The sequence below is a fragment of the Micromonospora sp. C97 genome (genome assembly GCF_018070385.1).
GTDB lineage: Bacteria > Actinomycetota > Actinomycetes > Mycobacteriales > Micromonosporaceae > Micromonospora > Micromonospora parva.
The window spans coordinates 96828-113377 of record NZ_JAGPXU010000008.1; the positions used below are offsets into that span (position 1 = coordinate 96828).

At 72.4% G+C, this 16550-nt stretch carries 20 protein-coding genes; 11 read left to right on the forward strand and 9 right to left on the reverse strand.

The genetic code is table 11. The annotated features are described in order from the left end of the window. The first annotated feature begins 272 nt into the window (after nt 1–272). Together KBX26_RS14005 and KBX26_RS14010 are read left to right on the forward strand one after the other, a co-directional pair. A complete protein-coding gene (locus KBX26_RS14005) occupies nt 273–1094 on the forward strand; it encodes an HAD family hydrolase (protein ID WP_030331724.1) in 822 nt (273 codons plus the stop codon). Continuing rightward, nucleotides 1094–1906 (forward strand): HAD family hydrolase, encoded by an 813-nt coding sequence (locus tag KBX26_RS14010; RefSeq protein ID WP_030331725.1) that lies wholly within the window; start codon nt 1094–1096, stop codon nt 1904–1906. Before KBX26_RS14005 ends, KBX26_RS14010 begins: the two co-directional genes overlap by 1 nt. Nucleotides 1907–1908: 2 nt before the next feature. Here KBX26_RS14010 and KBX26_RS14015 read toward each other — a convergent pair whose 3' ends face one another. Continuing rightward, nucleotides 1909–2511, reverse strand: a complete 603-nt coding sequence (locus tag KBX26_RS14015; RefSeq protein WP_030331726.1) for a bacterial proteasome activator family protein — start codon at nt 2509–2511, stop codon at nt 1909–1911. A gap of 84 nt (nt 2512–2595) precedes the next feature. Between KBX26_RS14015 and KBX26_RS14020 the strand changes: the two genes are divergently transcribed. Together KBX26_RS14020 and KBX26_RS14025 are read left to right on the forward strand one after the other, a co-directional pair. Continuing rightward, a complete protein-coding gene (locus KBX26_RS14020; RefSeq protein ID WP_210865586.1) occupies nt 2596–3393 on the forward strand; it encodes a S9 family peptidase in 798 nt (265 codons plus the stop codon). Nucleotides 3394–3474: 81 nt separating this feature from the next. Then, complete coding sequence (locus KBX26_RS14025; RefSeq protein WP_210865587.1) at nt 3475–4662, forward strand: ABC transporter substrate-binding protein; 1188 nt, start codon at nt 3475–3477, stop codon at nt 4660–4662. Nucleotides 4663–4728: 66 nt separating this feature from the next. Here KBX26_RS14025 and ddaH read toward each other — a convergent pair whose 3' ends face one another. Further along, on the reverse strand, nt 4729–5562 hold the full coding sequence (ddaH, locus tag KBX26_RS14030) for a dimethylargininase (RefSeq protein WP_342446904.1): 834 nt from the start codon (nt 5560–5562) through the stop codon (nt 4729–4731). Nucleotides 5563–5621: 59 nt separating this feature from the next. Between ddaH and KBX26_RS14035 the strand changes: the two genes are divergently transcribed. Together KBX26_RS14035 and KBX26_RS14040 are read left to right on the forward strand one after the other, a co-directional pair. Further along, nucleotides 5622–6086 carry an Lrp/AsnC family transcriptional regulator gene (locus KBX26_RS14035; protein ID WP_030331732.1) on the forward strand — a complete coding sequence of 155 codons (465 nt, stop codon included), beginning with the start codon at nt 5622–5624 and terminating at the stop codon, nt 6084–6086. 72 nt (nt 6087–6158) lie between these two features. Beyond that, the gene (locus KBX26_RS14040) at nt 6159–7115 is read left to right on the forward strand and encodes a zinc-binding dehydrogenase (protein ID WP_210865588.1); all 957 of its coding nucleotides are present in this window, start codon (nt 6159–6161) and stop codon (nt 7113–7115) included. Between the two features lie 6 nt (nt 7116–7121). Here KBX26_RS14040 and KBX26_RS14045 read toward each other — a convergent pair whose 3' ends face one another. The 3 genes from KBX26_RS14045 to KBX26_RS14055 form a co-directional block, all read right to left on the reverse strand. Beyond that, nucleotides 7122–8228 carry a hypothetical protein gene (locus KBX26_RS14045; protein ID WP_030331736.1) on the reverse strand — a complete coding sequence of 369 codons (1107 nt, stop codon included), beginning with the start codon at nt 8226–8228 and terminating at the stop codon, nt 7122–7124. Nucleotides 8229–8309: 81 nt separating this feature from the next. Next, complete coding sequence (locus KBX26_RS14050; protein WP_030331739.1) at nt 8310–8576, reverse strand: DUF6457 domain-containing protein; 267 nt, start codon at nt 8574–8576, stop codon at nt 8310–8312. Further along, nucleotides 8573–9301 carry a molybdenum cofactor guanylyltransferase gene (locus KBX26_RS14055; RefSeq protein ID WP_210865589.1) on the reverse strand — a complete coding sequence of 243 codons (729 nt, stop codon included), beginning with the start codon at nt 9299–9301 and terminating at the stop codon, nt 8573–8575. The genes KBX26_RS14050 and KBX26_RS14055 overlap by 4 nt, the downstream gene beginning before the upstream one ends. Before the next feature lie 119 nt (nt 9302–9420). Between KBX26_RS14055 and fdhD the strand changes: the two genes are divergently transcribed. Beyond that, nucleotides 9421–10275, forward strand: coding sequence for a formate dehydrogenase accessory sulfurtransferase FdhD (gene fdhD / locus KBX26_RS14060; protein WP_030331743.1), 855 nt, complete (start codon nt 9421–9423; stop codon nt 10273–10275). Here the strand turns inward: fdhD and KBX26_RS14065 are convergent. The 4 genes from KBX26_RS14065 to KBX26_RS14080 form a co-directional block, all read right to left on the reverse strand. Then, on the reverse strand, nt 10265–10978 hold the full coding sequence (locus tag KBX26_RS14065) for a GAP family protein (protein WP_030331745.1): 714 nt from the start codon (nt 10976–10978) through the stop codon (nt 10265–10267). The genes fdhD and KBX26_RS14065 overlap by 11 nt on opposite strands. A gap of 177 nt (nt 10979–11155) precedes the next feature. Then, the gene (locus KBX26_RS14070; protein WP_210865590.1) at nt 11156–11554 is read right to left on the reverse strand and encodes a hypothetical protein; all 399 of its coding nucleotides are present in this window, start codon (nt 11552–11554) and stop codon (nt 11156–11158) included. After that, a complete protein-coding gene (locus KBX26_RS14075; RefSeq protein WP_030331749.1) occupies nt 11551–11802 on the reverse strand; it encodes a hypothetical protein in 252 nt (83 codons plus the stop codon). The genes KBX26_RS14070 and KBX26_RS14075 overlap by 4 nt, the downstream gene beginning before the upstream one ends. A gap of 61 nt (nt 11803–11863) precedes the next feature. Further along, nucleotides 11864–12910 carry a DUF4192 domain-containing protein gene (locus tag KBX26_RS14080; protein ID WP_030331751.1) on the reverse strand — a complete coding sequence of 349 codons (1047 nt, stop codon included), beginning with the start codon at nt 12908–12910 and terminating at the stop codon, nt 11864–11866. A gap of 173 nt (nt 12911–13083) precedes the next feature. Between KBX26_RS14080 and KBX26_RS14085 the strand changes: the two genes are divergently transcribed. The 4 genes from KBX26_RS14085 to KBX26_RS14100 are packed head-to-tail and all read left to right on the forward strand — an operon-like array spanning nt 13084 to nt 16525. After that, a complete protein-coding gene (locus KBX26_RS14085; protein ID WP_030331753.1) occupies nt 13084–13998 on the forward strand; it encodes a fructosamine kinase family protein in 915 nt (304 codons plus the stop codon). Next, the gene (gene moaA, locus KBX26_RS14090; RefSeq protein ID WP_210865591.1) at nt 13995–15008 is read left to right on the forward strand and encodes a GTP 3',8-cyclase MoaA; all 1014 of its coding nucleotides are present in this window, start codon (nt 13995–13997) and stop codon (nt 15006–15008) included. Before KBX26_RS14085 ends, moaA begins: the two co-directional genes overlap by 4 nt. A gap of 2 nt (nt 15009–15010) precedes the next feature. Then, nucleotides 15011–15265 carry a MoaD/ThiS family protein gene (locus tag KBX26_RS14095; RefSeq protein ID WP_030331758.1) on the forward strand — a complete coding sequence of 85 codons (255 nt, stop codon included), beginning with the start codon at nt 15011–15013 and terminating at the stop codon, nt 15263–15265. A 15-nt stretch (nt 15266–15280) separates the two neighbouring features. Then, entirely contained in the window at nt 15281–16525 is a 1245-nt protein-coding gene (locus KBX26_RS14100) for a metallophosphoesterase (protein ID WP_210865592.1), read from the forward strand. The last annotated feature ends 25 nt before the right edge of the window (nt 16526–16550 follow it).

Here is a 16550-nt window from a genome sequence, read left to right on the forward strand (position 1 = left end):
CGCTCGCAGCCCGACATAAGGCCCAAACACAGCCCGGCGGCCCAAAGCACGGCGACCCCAAGCGCGAGATCACGGACAGCGCGAGGCAGCCGAGGCAGCGCGAGGCTGCGGCACGCGGGGGACACCGCAGGGGTGCCGGGGGTTGGGGTCCGATTCGCCTGGAAGCCATGGTTGGGGCCCTTTTCGCGAGGTACGGTTGCTGCCCGCCGTCACGCCGGGCCGCGCTCTCCCTGGCCATGGCAGGTGCGACGGCGGCGGGCGAAGGAGGAACGATGACCCGCCCGGGACTGCCCAAGTTGATCGCGACCGACCTCGACGGGACGCTGGTCCGCAGCGATGACACCGTCTCCGCGTACACCCATGGGGTGCTCGACCGGGTGCGCGCCGCCGGAATTCCGGTGGTCGGCGCGACCGGACGCGGCCCTCGGTTGAGCGAACTGACCCGCAACGACATCCGCGCCGCCGACTTCCTGGTCATGGCCGGCGGCGGATGGGTGGTCGACCAGAGCGACCCGAGCGGCCCGGTGGTGCTCCGCGACGAGCGGTTGCCCGCCGAGGTGCTGGCCCGGCTGCTCGCCGATCTGGAGGCGCAGGTCGGCCCGCTCACCGTCATGGTCGAGGCGTCCGACGAGCACGACGCCCCGCTCTGGGGTGACTACCACGAGAGCTGGCCCTACCAGGACCGCTTCGAGGCGCGCACCCGTGACGAGTGCCTCGCCTCCGACGTGATCAAGGCCTTCGCCCGGACCGCCGACCACCACGTGGACGAGCTGCTGGCGGTGGCCCGCGAGATCATCCCGCCGCAGGTCGCCACGCTCACCCAGGCCGGGCTCGGCTTCGTCGAGATCTGCCCGCCCGGCGTGGACAAGGCGACCGGGCTGACAGTGGTGGCGCAGACCCTCGGGGTCGACCCGGCCGACGTGCTGGTCTTCGGTGACATGCCCAACGACCTGCCGATGTTCGGATGGGCCGGCTGGTCGCGGGTGGCAGTGGCAAACGCGCACCCCGCGCTGCGCGCCGTCGCCGACGAGGTGACCTTGCGCAACGACGACGACGGGGTGGCGGTGTATCTCGACCGGCTACTGTCCCGGTAATGGGAAACACGCCCCGCCTCATCGCCACCGACATCGACGGCACGCTGATCCGCGACGACCACACCGTCAGCCCACGCACCGCCGACCTGCTCGCCCGGATCTCCGCGGGAGGCACGCCGGTCGTCCTGGTCACCGGCCGTCCGGTCCGCTGGCTCAAGATGGTGTACGACCAGCTCGCCCGGCCGCTGCCGGCGGTCTGCGCCAACGGCGCCGTGGTCTACGACCCGTTTGAGGACGAGGTGGTGCGGGCCGACCCGCTCGCACCACAGCACCTGGCGGAGGTGGCCCGGAGGCTACGGGCCGAGGTGCCCGGGATCAGCTTCGCCGTGGAGATCCTGGACAGCCGGGAGATGCGGCACGAGGCGCACTACCCGCTGCGCTGGGACGCCGACGCCGACGGCATCCGGCCGATCGAAACGCCGGAGGAACTGCTCTCGGTGCCGGCGGTGAAGCTCCTCGCCCGCGCCGGTGAGCAGGACCCGGACGCCTTCGCCGAGCTGATCGCCACGGCGGTGGCGGGGCTGGCCGAGGCCACCCACTCGTCGTCCTCTGGGCTGGTGGAGATCTCCGCGGCCGGGGTGACCAAGGCGGCGGGGCTGGCCTGGTACTGCGACCAGCTCGGGGTGGCAGCGGCGGACGTGCTGGCCTTCGGCGACATGCCCAACGACGTACCGATGCTGACCTGGGCCGGCCGTGGGGTGGCGGTGGCCAACGCGCACCGCGCCGTCCTGGCGGTCGCCGACGACGTGACGACGGCGAACACCGAGGACGGCGTGGCGGCGTACCTGGAGGGGATCTTCGGGGTGGACTGAGGTCAGAGGTACTGACCGGTGTTGTGACCCTCGCCGCCGCCCGGCTGGCCGATGCCCGGCATCCCGGGGACGATTCCGCCGGGGCCGCTGGGCAGCGCCTGCCGGCCGCCGCGCATCTGCTCCAGCTGCACCCGGGCGGCCATCTGCTGGGCCACCAGCGCGGCCTGGATGCCGTGGAACAGGCCCTCCAGCCAGCCGACGAGCTGGGCGTGCGCGATCCGCAGCTCGCCCTCGCTGGGGGCCTTGTCCTCGGTGAAGGGCAGCGAGATGCGCTCCAGCTCGTCGCGCAGCTCGGGGGCGAGGCCCTCCTTGAGCTCGACGATCGACCGCTCGTGGATCTCCCGCATCCGGTGGCGGCTGGCGTCGTCGAGAGGTGCGGCCTTCACCTCCTCCAGCAGCTGCTTGATCATGCTGCCGATCCGCATCACCTTGGCCGGTTGTTCGACCAGGCGGGTCGGGTCCTCACCCTGGCCCTCGTCGGTCTGCATCGTGCCGATCGGCCGACCGTCCGGGCCGACCACCACCACGGTGCCGGACTGGCCGGAGTCGTCGGGGCCGGGCTCGTCGTTCTGTCCAGCTGAGCGCGCTTCGGTCATGGGGTCCATCTTTACCCAGTGGGCGCGGGCCATGCCCCCCGGGACCGACTCCCGGGGCCGAACCACCCCTGCGGGGCGCGCTACCGTCGCGCCATGCCTGTCGACCCGCGCGCCGTGTTGACCCGGCCCGCTCCGGAGCCCGACCGGACCGTGGCGTACGGGGACGACCCGAATCAGGTGGCCGATCTGCGCCTCCCGACGGGGACCGGCCCGGCCCGGCCGCTCGTCGTCGTGCTGCACGGGGGGTTCTGGCGGGCCGAGTACGACCGGCGGCACACCGGCCCGCTGGCCACGGCCCTCGCCGCCCAGGGCTACCCGGTGGCGCAGCTGGAATACCGCCGGACGGGGCAGCCCGGTGGCGGCTGGCCGGGCACCCTGACCGACGTCCTGACCGGGGTGGCCGAACTGCCCGTGCTGGCGGCCGACGCGCTGCCCGGCCGGGTGAGCCCGACCCCGCCGATCCTGGTCGGGCACTCCGCCGGGGGTCACCTGGCGCTGTACGTGGCGGCCACCGCCCCGGCCACGGTGGGCGGGGTGCTCGCCCTGGCCCCGGTGGCCGACCTGGGCGAGGCGTACCGGCGCGATCTGGACTCGGGCGCGGTCGCCGCGCTGCTCGGCGGCGGCCCGGAGCAGGTCCCGGACCGGTACGCGACGGCGGATCCACGGATGTTGGTACCGATACGAACACGCACAGTAGTTATACACGGTTCAGACGATCATCAGGTGCCGGCGGACATGAGCCGGGATTTCGTAGCGGAAGCCAGTGCCGCAGGATCCGATATCTCCCTTGTTGAACTGCCTGGATGCGAGCATTTCGGGCTGATCGACCCGGAGTCCGTCGCCTGGCCCCAGGTCCTCGCTGTGTTGCGGTCCCTGCACGATGATCACTAGCCATTGACGCAGCGTCGCGGACCAGGTAGAACGCCGGAGGGGCGGTGTTCGGCCCTGTAACGCTTCCTTGGAAGGAACTCGGTGTCGCAGATGAATCGCAGGCGGGCGCTCCAACTGTTGGCCGCGCTCGGTACCACCGGGTTCGTCGCCGGGTGTGGCTCAGACAGTGACGCCGAACCGACCGCCAACCACAGCCCGGTCAAGATCGGGTTGATCACGCCGCAGGCCGGCGGTTTCAAGAGCATCGGCGACGACATCACCAACGGCTTCCAGCTCTTCCTCGACCTGCACGACCAGCGGCTGGGCGGCCACCCCGTCGAGCTGCTGACCGCCGACGAGGGCGACACCGCGAAGACGGGCAAGGCCGCCGTCGAGGGCCTGCTCAAGCAGGGCGTGCTGGCGCTCACCGGCGTGGTCAACTCGGCGGTGATGGTCGGCATCCGGGACACTGTGGAGCAGGCCCGGGTCCCGCTGATCGGCTCCAACGCCTCACCGAGCAGCCTGCAGAGCGTCTTCTACATCTGGCGGACCTCGTACGTGCTCGACGAGGCCGGCCGGGCGCTCGGGCGTTACCTGCGCGACCAACTGCCGGCCAACGGCCGGGTCGCGATCATCATGCCGGAGAACGTCGGCAGCCCGGACGTCGTACGCGGCTTCAAGCAGGAGTTCGGCGCGACCGACCCGCGGATCAGCGACCCGGTGACCTACACCAACGCCACCGGCAACCCCGGCAAGACGACGTACGCCTCGGACATCTCCAAGGCGCTGGCCAAGAAGCCCACCGCGGTCTTCTGCTTCTTCGCCGGGGCGGCCGCCGTCGAGTTCATCAAGCAGCTGCGGGAGAAGTTCGCCGGGCCGATCTACGCACCGGGCTTCCTCACCGAGGGCACCGTGCTGGAGAACCTGAAGGACAACGCGCTGGGCATCCAGACCGCGCTGAACTACTCGGCCGACCTGAACAACACGTCGAACCGGGTCTTCGCCTCGGCGTACCGCAAGAAGTACCAGGTCACGCCCACCACGTACGCGATGGCGTCGTACGACGCGGCGCAGGTGCTCGACCAGGCCATCCAGCTGACCGGCGGGAAGCCGACGCCGCAGCAGGTCAACCTGGCCCTGGGCAAGATCGGCCAGATCGACAGCCCGCGCGGCATCTGGCAGTTCAACCAGCCGCGTACCCCGCAGCAGAAGTGGTACCTGCGTGAGGTGCAGCGCGACGGTCAGGTCATGTCGAACGTGCTGATCAACGAGCTGGCCACGCTGGGCTGATCGCCCGCGCAAGCACGGTTCGGGGCCGGTCTCCCACTGGGAGACCGGCCCCGAGACGTTGGTGGGTCAGTGCCGCAGCTCGGCGATGCAGCACTTCACACTGCCGCCGCCCTTCTTCAGCTCGGCCAGCTCGACGGGGACCGGCGTGTACCCGGCCGCCTTGAGCTTGCCGGCCAGGCGGGTGGCCTCGCTGTTGAGGACCACGTTCGCGCCGTCGCTGACCAGGTTGAGCCCGAAGGCCATCGCGTCCTCGTCGTCGGCGATCACCGCGTCCGGGAAGAGTTGGGTGAGCACCCGCTGGCTGGCCGCGGAGAACGCGCCCGGGAAGTAGACGATGTTCTCGTCGTCGATGGCCGCGAGCGCCACGTCCAGGTGGTAGAAGCGCGGGTCGATCAGGCGCAGCGACACCACCGGACGACCCAACGCCTCCTGCGCCTCGGCGTGCGCGGGGATCTCGGTGCGGAAGCCGTGCCCGGCCAGGATGAGTCCGCCGTGCGCCTCCGGCACGTACGCGAAGTCGCCCTCGCCCTCGTTGGTCTCGCTGGGTGCGATGAACCGCCAGCCCTGCGCCTCGTAGAAGGCGTGGTGGGCGGCGGCCTCGGCGGCCCGCTGCTCGTGCTTGAACCGGGCGCCGTAGACGCTGCCGTCCACCACGAAGCCGCCGTTGGCGGCGTAGACCATGTCGGGCAGGCCCTGCTCGGGGGTGAGCAGGTGCACCTCGTGGCCGAGGCCGACAAGCGTCTCGCGCAGCCGGTCCCACTGCTTGACGGCCAGATCCCGGTCGACCGGGGTGGTCACGTCCATCCACGGGTTGATCGCGTACTCGACCGCGAAGTAGTCCGGCGAGCACATGAGATATGTCCGCTTTCGCGGGAAACGCTGCTGGTTCACGGTCACCAAGAGTAGGTACCGTGGAACGTTGAAAACAGCCACAAGTGTTGCTTCCCAGAGGCGGAACGTTGCAGATAGACGCGGTAGACCAGCGGATCATTGCGTTACTTGTCGCGGACGCCCGCGCGTCGTACGCCGACATCGGCGCTCGGGTGTCACTCTCCGCCCCAGCGGTCAAGCGTCGCGTCGACCGGCTACGCGCCACCGGCGTGATCAGGGGATTTACGGCCGTCGTTGATCCGGCCGCCGTCGGCTGGACGACGGAAGCCTTCGTCGAGCTGTTCTGCGCCGGCCGGACCACCCCGGCACAGATCGGTGTGGCCGCCCGCCGACACCCCGAGGTGGTCGGCGCGTACACCGTCTCCGGGGAGGCGGACGCGCTCGTGCACCTGCGCGCCGCCGACATCGCCCACCTGGAGGCAGCGCTGGAACGACTGCGGGCCGAGTCCTTCGTGACCTCCACCCGCAGCACCATCGTGCTCTCCCGGCTGGTCGAATCGCCCGGCGTCGGGCCGTCCGCCGGCACCTCTTGACCTCAACCCGAGTTGAGGAGATGGACTGACCCCGAGTGGGCGAGGCAGCCCATCGAGGCCGAGGGGGCTGTCATGCGGGCGATCTGGTTACGGGAGTTCGGCGGACCCGAGGTGCTGGTCCCCGGCCCGGCGCCCGACCCGGTGCCCGGACCCGGGCAGGTGCTGATCGACGTCGCGCACGTGAACATCACCTTCATCGAGACGCAGCTACGCTCCGGACGCCCCGGCCCGTTCCGGCTCACCCCACCGCTGATCCCCGGCAACGGCGTCGGCGGGGTGATCACCACGGTCGGGTCGGACGTCGACCCGGCGCTGACCGGGCGCCGGGTCGTCAGCGCCACCGGCGGCTCCGGCGGGTACGCCGAACGGGCGGTGGTGGACGCGTCCGCGCCCTTCGAGGTGCCGGCCGGGCTGGCACTGGACGACGCGGTGGCCCTGCTGGCCGACGGACGGACCGCCACCCTGCTGGTCGGGGCGGCCGGCGTTCGCCCCGGCGACCGGGTGCTGGTGGAAGCGGCGGCGGGCGGCGTGGGCAGCCTGCTCGTGCAGCTCGCGGCGCGCGCCGGCGCACAGGTGATCGGGGTGGCCGGCGGCGCGCGCAAGGTGGACCTGCTGCCCGGCCTCGGTGCCGACCTGACGGCCGACTACCGCCTGCCGGGCTGGACCGACCGGATCCGGGACGTGGTGGGCGGAGTCGACGTGGTGTTCGACGGCGTCGGCGGCCCCATCGCCCGGACGGCGTTCGAGCTGCTGGACCCGGGTGGCCGGATGGTCAGCTTCGGGCTGGCCAGCGGCGGGTGGTCCCCGGTGTCGGCGGAGGACGCCACGGCGCGGCACGTCACGCTGGTCCGATCGGACGTGCCGCCCGCGCGGATGCGCGCGTACACCGATCAGGTGCTGGCGGGCGCGGCGGCCGGCCAGCTACGGCCGCTCATCGGCCAGCGCTTCCCGCTGGAACGCGCGGCGGACGCGCACGCCGCCATCGAGGCGCGCGCGACAGTCGGCAAGACCCTGCTGGACGTGAACTGACCGGGTTCAGAGGTACATGCCGGTGCGGTGCTCCGACTCGTCGCGCCGGACCGGCTTGTCACCCTCACCGAAGAACCGCTTGCCGCCGAACTCGCCGTGTAGACGGTCGTCCAACTCGTCGGCGAGACCGGTCATCACCTGCACCGCGAGCATCAGATGGGTGGCCTGGAAGTTGCGGCCGAACACCGGGATGGACGCCCAGACCGTGTCATCGGCGCAGTAGAGGCGGCCGATCGGCATCCGGTTCGTCAGCTCGGAGAGCTTCACGTAGAGCCGCTCGGTCGGCTCCACCTCGGTGAGCACCGGGGAGAACACGTCCACCAGGGGCGGGTTGTCCCGCACCCGCACGAAGACCATCGCCGAGCCGGCGCGGATGGTGATGTCGCCGTCCGAGTCGATCTGCAACCGGTCGGTGTCCGACTTCAACATCGTGGAGACCACGGTACGGACCCGGTCGGCCAGGTCGAGCACGTCGTCCCGCTCGACCTGAGCGGCAGCCGCCTCGGCCAACGCCTCCTCCAGGTCCGCCTCGACATCGGCGTCCGGGCCGAACTCGCTACGCGCGGTGCCCAGCGGGTCCACCGTCAGCGGTTCGCCCTCGGCGTCGTGCACCAGGTAGACGAGGAAGGCCGGGTGCGGGGCACCGTAGACGTCCCGCAGCGTGCGGGAGAGCAGCGTGGCCACCTGGGTCGACTCGCCCGTCGTGGCGTTCAACCCGAAGGAACCGCCGGAGCCGGCGACCACCCCGGGCGGCGACCAACCGAGCGCGACCATGTCCGCCACCGCGCCCCGGTCCAGTCGGTACCCCGCCGGCAGGGTGGCGTTGCCGACCGCGCGGGCGGACAACACCCGGTCCGCGTCCACGTCCACGCTTATCGAGTAGACGGCGTCACCGGTGCCGGAGGCCGTGGGATCGAGGGTCACGTCGAGGTGCGCGCCGACGGGAAGTTCCCGCAGCCGCACGGCGAGCGCGCGGGCGAACTCCCGCCACGCCTCGGTCACCTTCGCCCGCAGGTCGGTGGTGCTGGGCTCGTCGAGCAGGATCGATTCCGCCGGCTCGGTCGAAGCGCCGGGCAGCTCACCGTGCGGGGCCGAGGGGTGGTCAGCCGTCATGATCGCCTCCGTCCGTCACGATCACCCTACCCACGCCGCCGGTAGGCCGAATCAGCCCGGACCGGGATCGGACAGCGGCGGTCAGCGGGCCGTCGGGTCCGCGGGGTCGGCACCCAACTCGACCGGCCAGGTGCCCGCCAGCGCGCTGAGCCGGGCCGCGGCGTCCGCCGGCTCGGCACCCCGGCCGACCGCCAACCCGAAGAGGTACGCGGTCACCGGCGCCCCGGGACGCAGCACCTGGTGGGCGACGTCCCGGGCCAGATCGAGCACCGCCGGCACCGGCACCGCGGCCGGGTCCAGATCCAACTCGGCGCACACCGCCGTGACCCAGTCGTCCATCACCGTCATGGCGCCCACTCCTCCGCCCGGCGTACGTCCTCGTCAGTGTCGCAGTCGAACCACGGCGGCGGGCCCTCGCCGGACCAGCCCACCTCCCGCACCACGAGACCCGCCAGCAGCGCCCGGACCGGCGCCCCGGACAAGCTCCCGCCCCGCTCGACGGCCAGCCGGTCCAACGCCGCCCGCAGCGCCGCGACCCGCCAGACACCACAGAGCGACTGCCGCCGCCCGTCCCCGTCCACGAAGCACACCCCGTCCGGTCCCCGCTCGCCGCCGCTGGGCGGCGGTGCCGACGCGGAGCGGTCTCCGGCCGGTTCGGTGCGTGCGGACTCACCGTCGAAGTGGTTCAACAGGTCACTGATCGCGGCCCGGGTGAGCAGCGGCAGATCGCCGGCGAGCAGCGCGACAAGGGCGGTGTCGGGATCCAGCAGCGCCAGGCCGGCCGCCGCCGCGGGGACCGGGCCCCCGCCGGGCGGGTCCTCCCGGACGACCCGCACACCCGCCGGCACGCCCTGGGCCGCACCGACCAGCACCCGCGGCGTCGCGTCGGCGACGGCGGCCAGCACGCGGTCACGCATCGGCCGACCACCGACCGGAAGCGCGGGCTTGTCGACCCCGCCCATCCGTCGGGCGGCCCCACCCGCGAGCACCACTGCTGCGTACGTCCCCACCCGGCCACGGTAACCGTGCCGGCGCTCGGATGCGCCAGCCCAACCCCTCACCCCGGTGATCATGGAGTTGTCGCTCGACACGCCGACAACACGCGCGGACAACTTCATGATCAACGCGCGGGGTGGGGGGTGGGTGGGGTTGGGGTGGGTGGTTCGGGGTGAGGTGGGGGGAGGATGGCGGGATGGGACGGGCAACTGATCGCAGGGGCGTACTCCGGATCGACCTGGACGCGGCGAGCGCCGGCCGCGGGTCGGTCCGCCGGCCGGACACCCTTGCCGTGGAAGAGCCGCTGGAGATCCGGGTCGGCGCGGCCGGCCCCGGCCGACGGCGGCCGCTCGCCGTCACCATGCGTACCCCCGGCGACGACCTGGACCTGGCCATCGGGTTCCTGCTGACGGAGGGGCTGATCCGGTCGACCGACGACGTGCTGACCGCGCAGCTCTGCGCCGGCGCGGAGACACCGAACACGTACAACGTGGTGGACGTGGTGCTCGCCCCCGGAGTGCCGGAACCGACCACCGACCCGTCCCGGAACTTCTACACGACCAGCTCCTGCGGGGTCTGCGGCAAGGCCAGCATCGACGCGGTACGCACCCGGTCGCTCTTCCCGGTCTCGGCGGACCCTCTCAGCGTGCCGGCCACGCTGCTCGCCGACCTGCCCGACCGGTTGCGCGCCGCCCAGCGCGGCTTCGACCGGACCGGCGGGCTGCACGCGGCCGGCTTGTTCACCCCCGACGGCGAACTGGTGGTGCTGCGCGAGGACGTGGGCCGACACAACGCCGTGGACAAGGTGATCGGCTGGGCGGTGCGGGAGCGCCGGCTGCCGCTCGCCGGGCACCTGCTGCTGGTCTCCGGGCGGGCCAGCTTCGAGCTGACCCAGAAGGCGTGGATGGCGGGGCTGCCGCTGCTGGCCGCGGTGTCCGCCCCGAGCACCCTCGCCGCCGAGTTGGCCGAGGAGGCGGGCATGACACTTGTCGGCTTCCTGCGCGGCAACACGATGAACGTCTACGCCCGCCCCGAACGGATCACAGTCTGATCACCAACTGGTCGAGCAGGTCCAGCCGGATCACGGCGTCGCGGGCCAGCAGGAAGCCCGCGATGCCGAGGATCCAGCCGAGCATGCCGCCGGAGTGGCGCGCGATCCAGGCGTTGAGCCGGCCCAGCACCGGCTCGACCAACCTCGGCCACGCCATTCGCGCTCCGAGCAGCAGCACCGCCGGCAACACCATGACCACGCAGTAGGCAGCGAGCAGACCCACCATCTGCGCCGCACCGACCTCGGAGGTGGTCAGCAGGCCGACCGCGCCGAGGTACGGCAGCATCGTCGCCACCTCCGCGAGCGCGGCGAGGAGCGCCAACCCCACCAGCCAGCGCACCGAGGAGTCGCCAGCTGTGACGCGGTCCCGCCACCGCAGCACACCGCCGCCGCGTGGGCGTCGTTTGCCGTCGTACCGGAAGCTGAGCGCGAACAGCCCGACCCCGAGAACGAGCTGCGCCCAGAGCACCGGCCGGTTGTCCATCGCCCCGCCGAGGACGTCGGCCAACTGACTGCCACCCAGGGCGAGCAGCAGCCCCACGGCGAAGTAGAAGACGGCGATGGTGCCGAGGTAGACGAGGATCCGCCGCGCGTTGATCGTCCCGGGTGCGAGCAGCAGCCAGACCGGGATGAAGAGGGTGCCGATGCTGGTGCTGTCGATCAACGCCAGCCCGGCCAGCGACAGCAGCAACTCGGGGGTCATGTCGTACCGACACGGTTAACGGCCACGAGATCATTCTCCGGCGGTGGTGAGCCGGCCGCGTCGGCCGTGGACAGGAGCAACGCGTACATCCTTCGACGGAGGGCGGTGCCGAGGGAAGCGGCCAGGGCCCGCCCTGCGCATGATCGACTCGGGTTCGCGTCGCAGCCTTGTCGCTCGTCAGGCCAGCTGGAAGATGCTCCAGTTGGTGGGGAGCACCTTCGCCGCGGCCTCGGGTCGCGCCGTCGCGTAGTGCGCCTCGTGGGTGAGTGCCGCACGGGCGGCATGGCCGAGCGAGATGTCACCGTCCCCGGCGCGGGCCAACGTGCCGGTGTCTCGCACGTCCTCGGCGTCGAGAGGCAGCAGGCGGATCATCGGGGCGGTCATCATCAGGGCCAGCAGCGCGGCATCGATCTCGTCGGTCGCGTTTGCGAAGGCGACAGCCAGGCACGTCGCCGGTACGGCCACCTGCCGACCCTCGTCGGCGACCTCCAGCATCAGCTCCCCCACCGATGGGTTGCCCTCGAGGTAGGCCGTCAACGCCGACGCGTCGAAGACGGCAGCGATCTGATCGCTCATCCCGCGCGGCCCAACATCCGGCGTCCTTCGGCCAGGGCGTCCGCCGGAATGGGCGTCGCCAGCCGCTCCCGCCACCGCGCCCGGCCCGCCTCGGTCACCTCGATGCCGGCACGCCGCAGCACCTCGTCGAGGTGCATGACCTCCATCTGGGCTCGTACCGCCGCGGTGATGGCGGCCGAGACGTTGGGCTGCCGATCCAGCCACTCCGCGACGTCGTCGGGGAGGCTCACGGAGCGCTTGACGGTCATGTCCGCCAGCCTACCAATTCTGGTAGCACCCGCGGTATTACCAAGCGTGTGATCGGACCGGTCAGCGGCGGCCACGTCGGCTCCGTCTGCGGGGACGGATGACCCCGGGCATCCCGACCGACGGCCAGCCGTCCAGCTCGGCCGGGGGCACGCCGCGCCGGATCAGGTCGTCCAGCAGCAGGGCGAGCGAGTAGCCGGGGTGCAGACCGAGCGTGCGTTCGAGCGCGACCGCCGCCAACGCGCCCTGCCCGGCGCGCCAGGCAGCGAACGCCAGCAACGCACCGGGCGCGGCGGTCAGCTCCGGCTCGGCCCGGCGCAGCACGTCGGTCCACAGGGCGATGTCCCGATCGCGACCGTCGGTGCGTTCCCAGGCGTGGTCGCGCACCGGCAGGTGGGTCAGCAGCAGGCACAGCCAGGCGACCTCCGCATCGTCGAGCCGTTCACCGCGCCGCTGCCGGCGTTGCGCCTCGCGAACCGCCGTCACCCCGGCGGAGCGCACCGCTCGACCGCCGAGCAGATCGCTGGCGGGCGCGCCCTCGATCAGGTCGACGAGCCGTTTCTCGGCCCCGACGGCGGCCGCGCGCAACGCGTCCCGGGCCGGCCCTTCGACCGGCGACACCTGCGCCACGAGGGCGGCCCGGTCCGGGAGAGCCACCTGGCCGGCGAAGACCGCCGACGCCGTCACCTGGTTGATCTCCGGGTCGTAGCGGCGACCCTCGGGTGGGCAGCACTCGGCCTCGGTGCAGAGGTAGGACCACCACCGGCCGTCGGTCACCCGCAGCGCGTCGAGCACCTCCAGGCCGACACCGGTCAGCGCGGCGCGTACGGCATCCACGCTCGGGGTGACCCGGTCGGGCGGGCCGTAACCCACGACCGTGGCAGCCTCCGCGCCCTGCCGGTGGATCACCCCGGCCAGGTGTCGGGCCCGGTCGAGGGGATCCGTGGACGGCTCGGGCAGGTCGGCGCGGGCGGCGAAGATGATCTGCCGACCGCGCAGCGCCACCGCGACCACGCTGTCGGCGGGGTGGAAACCCAGCAGGTACGGCACGGCGGCGATCAGGTCGGCGGGTGAGCGGACGGCCAACTGGGGGCGTTCGGTCGAGGTCATGTCGGAAGCCTGCGGCGGGGGCACCGGGCCCGGCCACCCCTGTGGACGACACGCGGCTTATCCACAGTTACGCAGCGTGTTTTCCCTGCTCATGCCACACCGACGAGTGCCGAAAGAGCGCCGATGTCGTCGGGCGACACCTGGCTGTCGTAAGGAGCGGTTACCGTGCGCTGATGGACCTGGCGTACCTGCGCGCGCATCCGGCGCACCTCCCGACCTTCCGGACCCATCAGCGGCTCCGGGAGACGCCGGTCGCCGGTGGAGACATCTGCGCCGCCGCCCGGCTCACCCTCGACGACGGCCACTCCGTCTTCGCCAAGTCCTGGCCGGAGAACGCCGACCGACCGGTGCCGGAGGGCTTCTTCGCCGCCGAGGCCGCCGGCCTGCGCTGGCTGCGGGAGGCGGGCGCGGTCGCCGTACCCGAGGTGATCGTGGTGTTGCCGGAGCTGCTGGCGCTCGACTGGGTGGAGCCCGGCGAGCCGACGCCGGAGGCCGCGGAGCGCTTCGGCCGGGAGTTGGCCGGGTTGCACCGGGCGGGCGCGACCACCTTCGGTGCGGCCTGGCCCGGTTTCATCGGCGCGCTTCCCCAGGACAACACCCCCACCGAGGGGCGCTGGTCGACCTGGTTCGTCGAGCGGCGCCTCGCCCCCTACCTGCGACGCTCGGTCGACGGCGGTGCGCTCAGCGGGGCCGACGCCGATCTGGTCGAGCAGGTGATCGGTCGCCTCGACGGGCTCGGCGGCGACGAGCCGCCCGCGCGCATCCACGGCGACCTGTGGCCGGGCAACGTGCTGTGGGGGGCCGACGACCGGGCCTGGCTGGTCGACCCGGCGGCGCACGGTGGGCACCGGGAAACGGATCTCGCCCAGCTCGCCCTCTTCGGCGGCATCCCCCACCTGGGTCGGGTGCTGGCCGCCTACCAGGAGAGTTGGCCGCTGTCGGACGGTTGGCGGGACCGCGTGCCGCTACATCAGCTGCATCTGCTGCTTGTGCACACCGCGCTCTTCGGCGCCAGTTACCGAGATGCGGTCGTCCGGACCGCCCGCGCCGTCCTGGGCCGGGCCGAGCGCGCTACGGTCGACAGGTGAGCGCCGCCCCGGGGTCCGACGGCGTCCTCGTCGACCGGTACGGCCGCGTCGCCCGGGACCTGCGCGTGTCCCTCACCGACAAGTGCAACCTGCGCTGCACCTACTGCATGCCGGCGGAAGGGCTGCCCTGGCTGGCCGGCCCCGAGCTGCTGACCGACGAGGAGATCGTCCGGCTGGTCCAGGTGGCGGTCGAGATGCTCGGCGTGACCGAGGTGCGGTTCACCGGCGGTGAGCCGCTGATCCGACCCGGGCTGGTCGACATCGTGACGGCCGTCGCCGCCCTCCAGCCCCGCCCCCGGGTCTCGCTGACCACCAACGGCATCGGCCTGGACCGGCTGGCCCCGGCGTTGCGCGCGGCCGGCCTGGACCGGGTGAACGTCTCACTGGACACCCTGGACCCGGACCGGTTCACCACGCTCACCCGCCGTCCCCGCCTCGACGCGGTGCTGGCCGGGCTGGCCGGGGCGGCGGCAGTCGGCCTCAGCCCCGTGAAGATCAACTCAGTGCTGATGCGAGGTGTGAACGAGGACGAGGCGCCAGCGCTGCTCCGCTTCGCCCTCGATCACGACTACCAGCTGCGGATCATCGAGCAGATGCCGCTGGACGCCCAGCACGGTTGGGCCCGCGACACCATGGTCACCGCCGAGGAGATCCTGGCGTCCCTGCGTACCGCCTTCGATCTCAGCCCCGACCCGGCCGAGCGCGGTGCGGCACCGGCGGAGACCTGGCTGGTCGACGGAGGTCCCGCCCGGGTCGGTGTGATCGCCAGCGTCACCCGTCCCTTCTGCGGGGACTGCGACCGCACCCGGCTGACCGCCGACGGTCAGGTCCGCGCCTGCCTCTTCGCCACCGAGGAGTCGGATCTGCGCGCCGCGCTGCGGGCCGCCGTGGACGACGACGAGCTGGCCCGACGCTGGCGCACCGCGATGTGGGGCAAGCGCGCCGGGCACGGCATCGACGACCCGACCTTCCTCCAACCGACCCGACCGATGTCCGCGATCGGGGGCTGAGCATGCCGGGGACACCGCTGACCGTCCGCTACTTCGCTGGCGCCCGCGCCGCCGCCGGCCGCGCCGAGGAGGCCGTCCCCGGTGGGCGGTCACTCGACGACCTCACGGCCGAGCTGTCCCAGCGCCACGGCGACCGTCTCGCCGGGGTGCTGCGGGTGGCGAGTTTCCTCGTGAACGGCGTCACCTGTCATGATCGTCAGGCACCCCTACCGGCCGGGGCCACGATCGATGTCCTGCCCCCGTTCGCGGGCGGCTGAGGGAGGCGCACGCACATGATGGCGGTTCTGGGGTTCGTGGCTGTCCTGGCGCTGGTCACCGGTCTCATCCACCTCTACCTGTGGAAGCGGCTGGTTCGGGACACCACCACACCGGGTCGCTGGCGACGGGTCGGCGCGATCACCGCCGTGGTGCTGGCCGTGCTGGTGCCGGTCACCCTCGCCGGGACGCAGGCCGGGCTCTACTGGCTCGCCTGGCCGGGCTACCTGTGGCTCGCGCTGATGTTCTACCTGCTTGTCGTGCTTGTCGTGCTGGAAGTGCCGATGCTCGTCGCCCGGCTGGTGCTGCGCCGCCGGGTGGTTGCCGCGGAGCCGACCACCGCCGCGCCCGAACCGGTACTGGTCGGTGCCGCCGGGCCGACCGACCCGCCGGCCGCCGGCGCTGTCGCGGCACCGGACCACGACCCGTCCCGTCGGTTGCTGCTGGCCCGTGGGGCGGCCATCTTCGCCGGCCTCACCGCCACCGGCATCACGGGGTACGGCGTCCGCACCGCCCTCGGCCCGCCGCAGCTGGACCGGGTGCGGATCCCGCTCGCCAAGCTCCCCCGCAGCATGGACGGTCTGCGCATCGCCACCGTCTCCGACATCCACCTCGGCCCGCTGCGCGGCCGGGCACACACCGAGCGGATCGTCGCCGCGATCAACCGGCTCGACGCGGACATCGTCGCCGTCGTCGGTGACCTGGTGGACGGCTCCGTCGCCGAACTCGGCTCGGCCGCCGCGCCGCTGCGCGACCTGCGCTCCCGCTACGGCAGCTACTTCGTCACCGGCAACCATGAGTACTACTCCGGCGTCGAGGAGTGGGTCCAGGAGGTCGACCGGCTCGGTCTGCGGGTGCTGCAGAACCGGCGGCAGGAGATCCAGGCCCGGGGTGGGGTGCTCGACCTGGCTGGCGTGAACGACCTCAGCGGGGCGGGCACCGGCCTCGCGGCCGGTCCGGACTTCGCCGCCGCCCTCGGTGACCGCGACCCGAGCCGGCCCGTCGTCCTGCTCGCGCACCAGCCTGTGGCGGCCAAGGAGGCGGCCCGCTACGGCGTCGACCTGCAACTGTCCGGGCACACCCACGGCGGGCAGATGGTGCCGTTCAACCTGGCCGTCCGGCTGGAGCAGCCGGTGGTCAGCGGGCTCGGTGAGGTGGACGGCACCAAGGTCTACGTGACCAACGGCGCCGGTTTCTGGGGTCCGCCGGTCCGGGTCGGCGCGGAGCCGCAAATCAGTCTGGTCGAGCTGCGCTCGGCATAGCGGAGGTCACGTCCGCGCGTGGCGG

Coding starts and splice junctions, on each gene's coding strand:
- KBX26_RS14005 (WP_030331724.1), top strand. CDS start 273: ATGACCCGCCCGGGACTGCCCAAGTTGATCGCGACCGACCTCGACGGG.
- KBX26_RS14010 (WP_030331725.1), top strand. CDS start 1,094: ATGGGAAACACGCCCCGCCTCATCGCCACCGACATCGACGGCACGCTG.
- KBX26_RS14015 (WP_030331726.1), bottom strand. CDS start 2,511: ATGGACCCCATGACCGAAGCGCGCTCAGCTGGACAGAACGACGAGCCC.
- KBX26_RS14020 (WP_210865586.1), top strand. CDS start 2,596: ATGCCTGTCGACCCGCGCGCCGTGTTGACCCGGCCCGCTCCGGAGCCC.
- KBX26_RS14040 (WP_210865588.1), top strand. CDS start 6,159: ATGCGGGCGATCTGGTTACGGGAGTTCGGCGGACCCGAGGTGCTGGTC.
- KBX26_RS14045 (WP_030331736.1), bottom strand. CDS start 8,228: ATGACGGCTGACCACCCCTCGGCCCCGCACGGTGAGCTGCCCGGCGCT.
- KBX26_RS14050 (WP_030331739.1), bottom strand. CDS start 8,576: ATGACGGTGATGGACGACTGGGTCACGGCGGTGTGCGCCGAGTTGGAT.
- KBX26_RS14055 (WP_210865589.1), bottom strand. CDS start 9,301: ATGATCACCGGGGTGAGGGGTTGGGCTGGCGCATCCGAGCGCCGGCAC.
- fdhD (WP_030331743.1), top strand. CDS start 9,421: ATGGGACGGGCAACTGATCGCAGGGGCGTACTCCGGATCGACCTGGAC.
- KBX26_RS14065 (WP_030331745.1), bottom strand. CDS start 10,978: ATGACCCCCGAGTTGCTGCTGTCGCTGGCCGGGCTGGCGTTGATCGAC.
- KBX26_RS14070 (WP_210865590.1), bottom strand. CDS start 11,554: ATGAGCGATCAGATCGCTGCCGTCTTCGACGCGTCGGCGTTGACGGCC.
- KBX26_RS14075 (WP_030331749.1), bottom strand. CDS start 11,802: ATGACCGTCAAGCGCTCCGTGAGCCTCCCCGACGACGTCGCGGAGTGG.
- KBX26_RS14080 (WP_030331751.1), bottom strand. CDS start 12,910: ATGACCTCGACCGAACGCCCCCAGTTGGCCGTCCGCTCACCCGCCGAC.
- KBX26_RS14085 (WP_030331753.1), top strand. CDS start 13,084: ATGGACCTGGCGTACCTGCGCGCGCATCCGGCGCACCTCCCGACCTTC.
- KBX26_RS14095 (WP_030331758.1), top strand. CDS start 15,011: ATGCCGGGGACACCGCTGACCGTCCGCTACTTCGCTGGCGCCCGCGCC.
- KBX26_RS14100 (WP_210865592.1), top strand. CDS start 15,281: ATGATGGCGGTTCTGGGGTTCGTGGCTGTCCTGGCGCTGGTCACCGGT.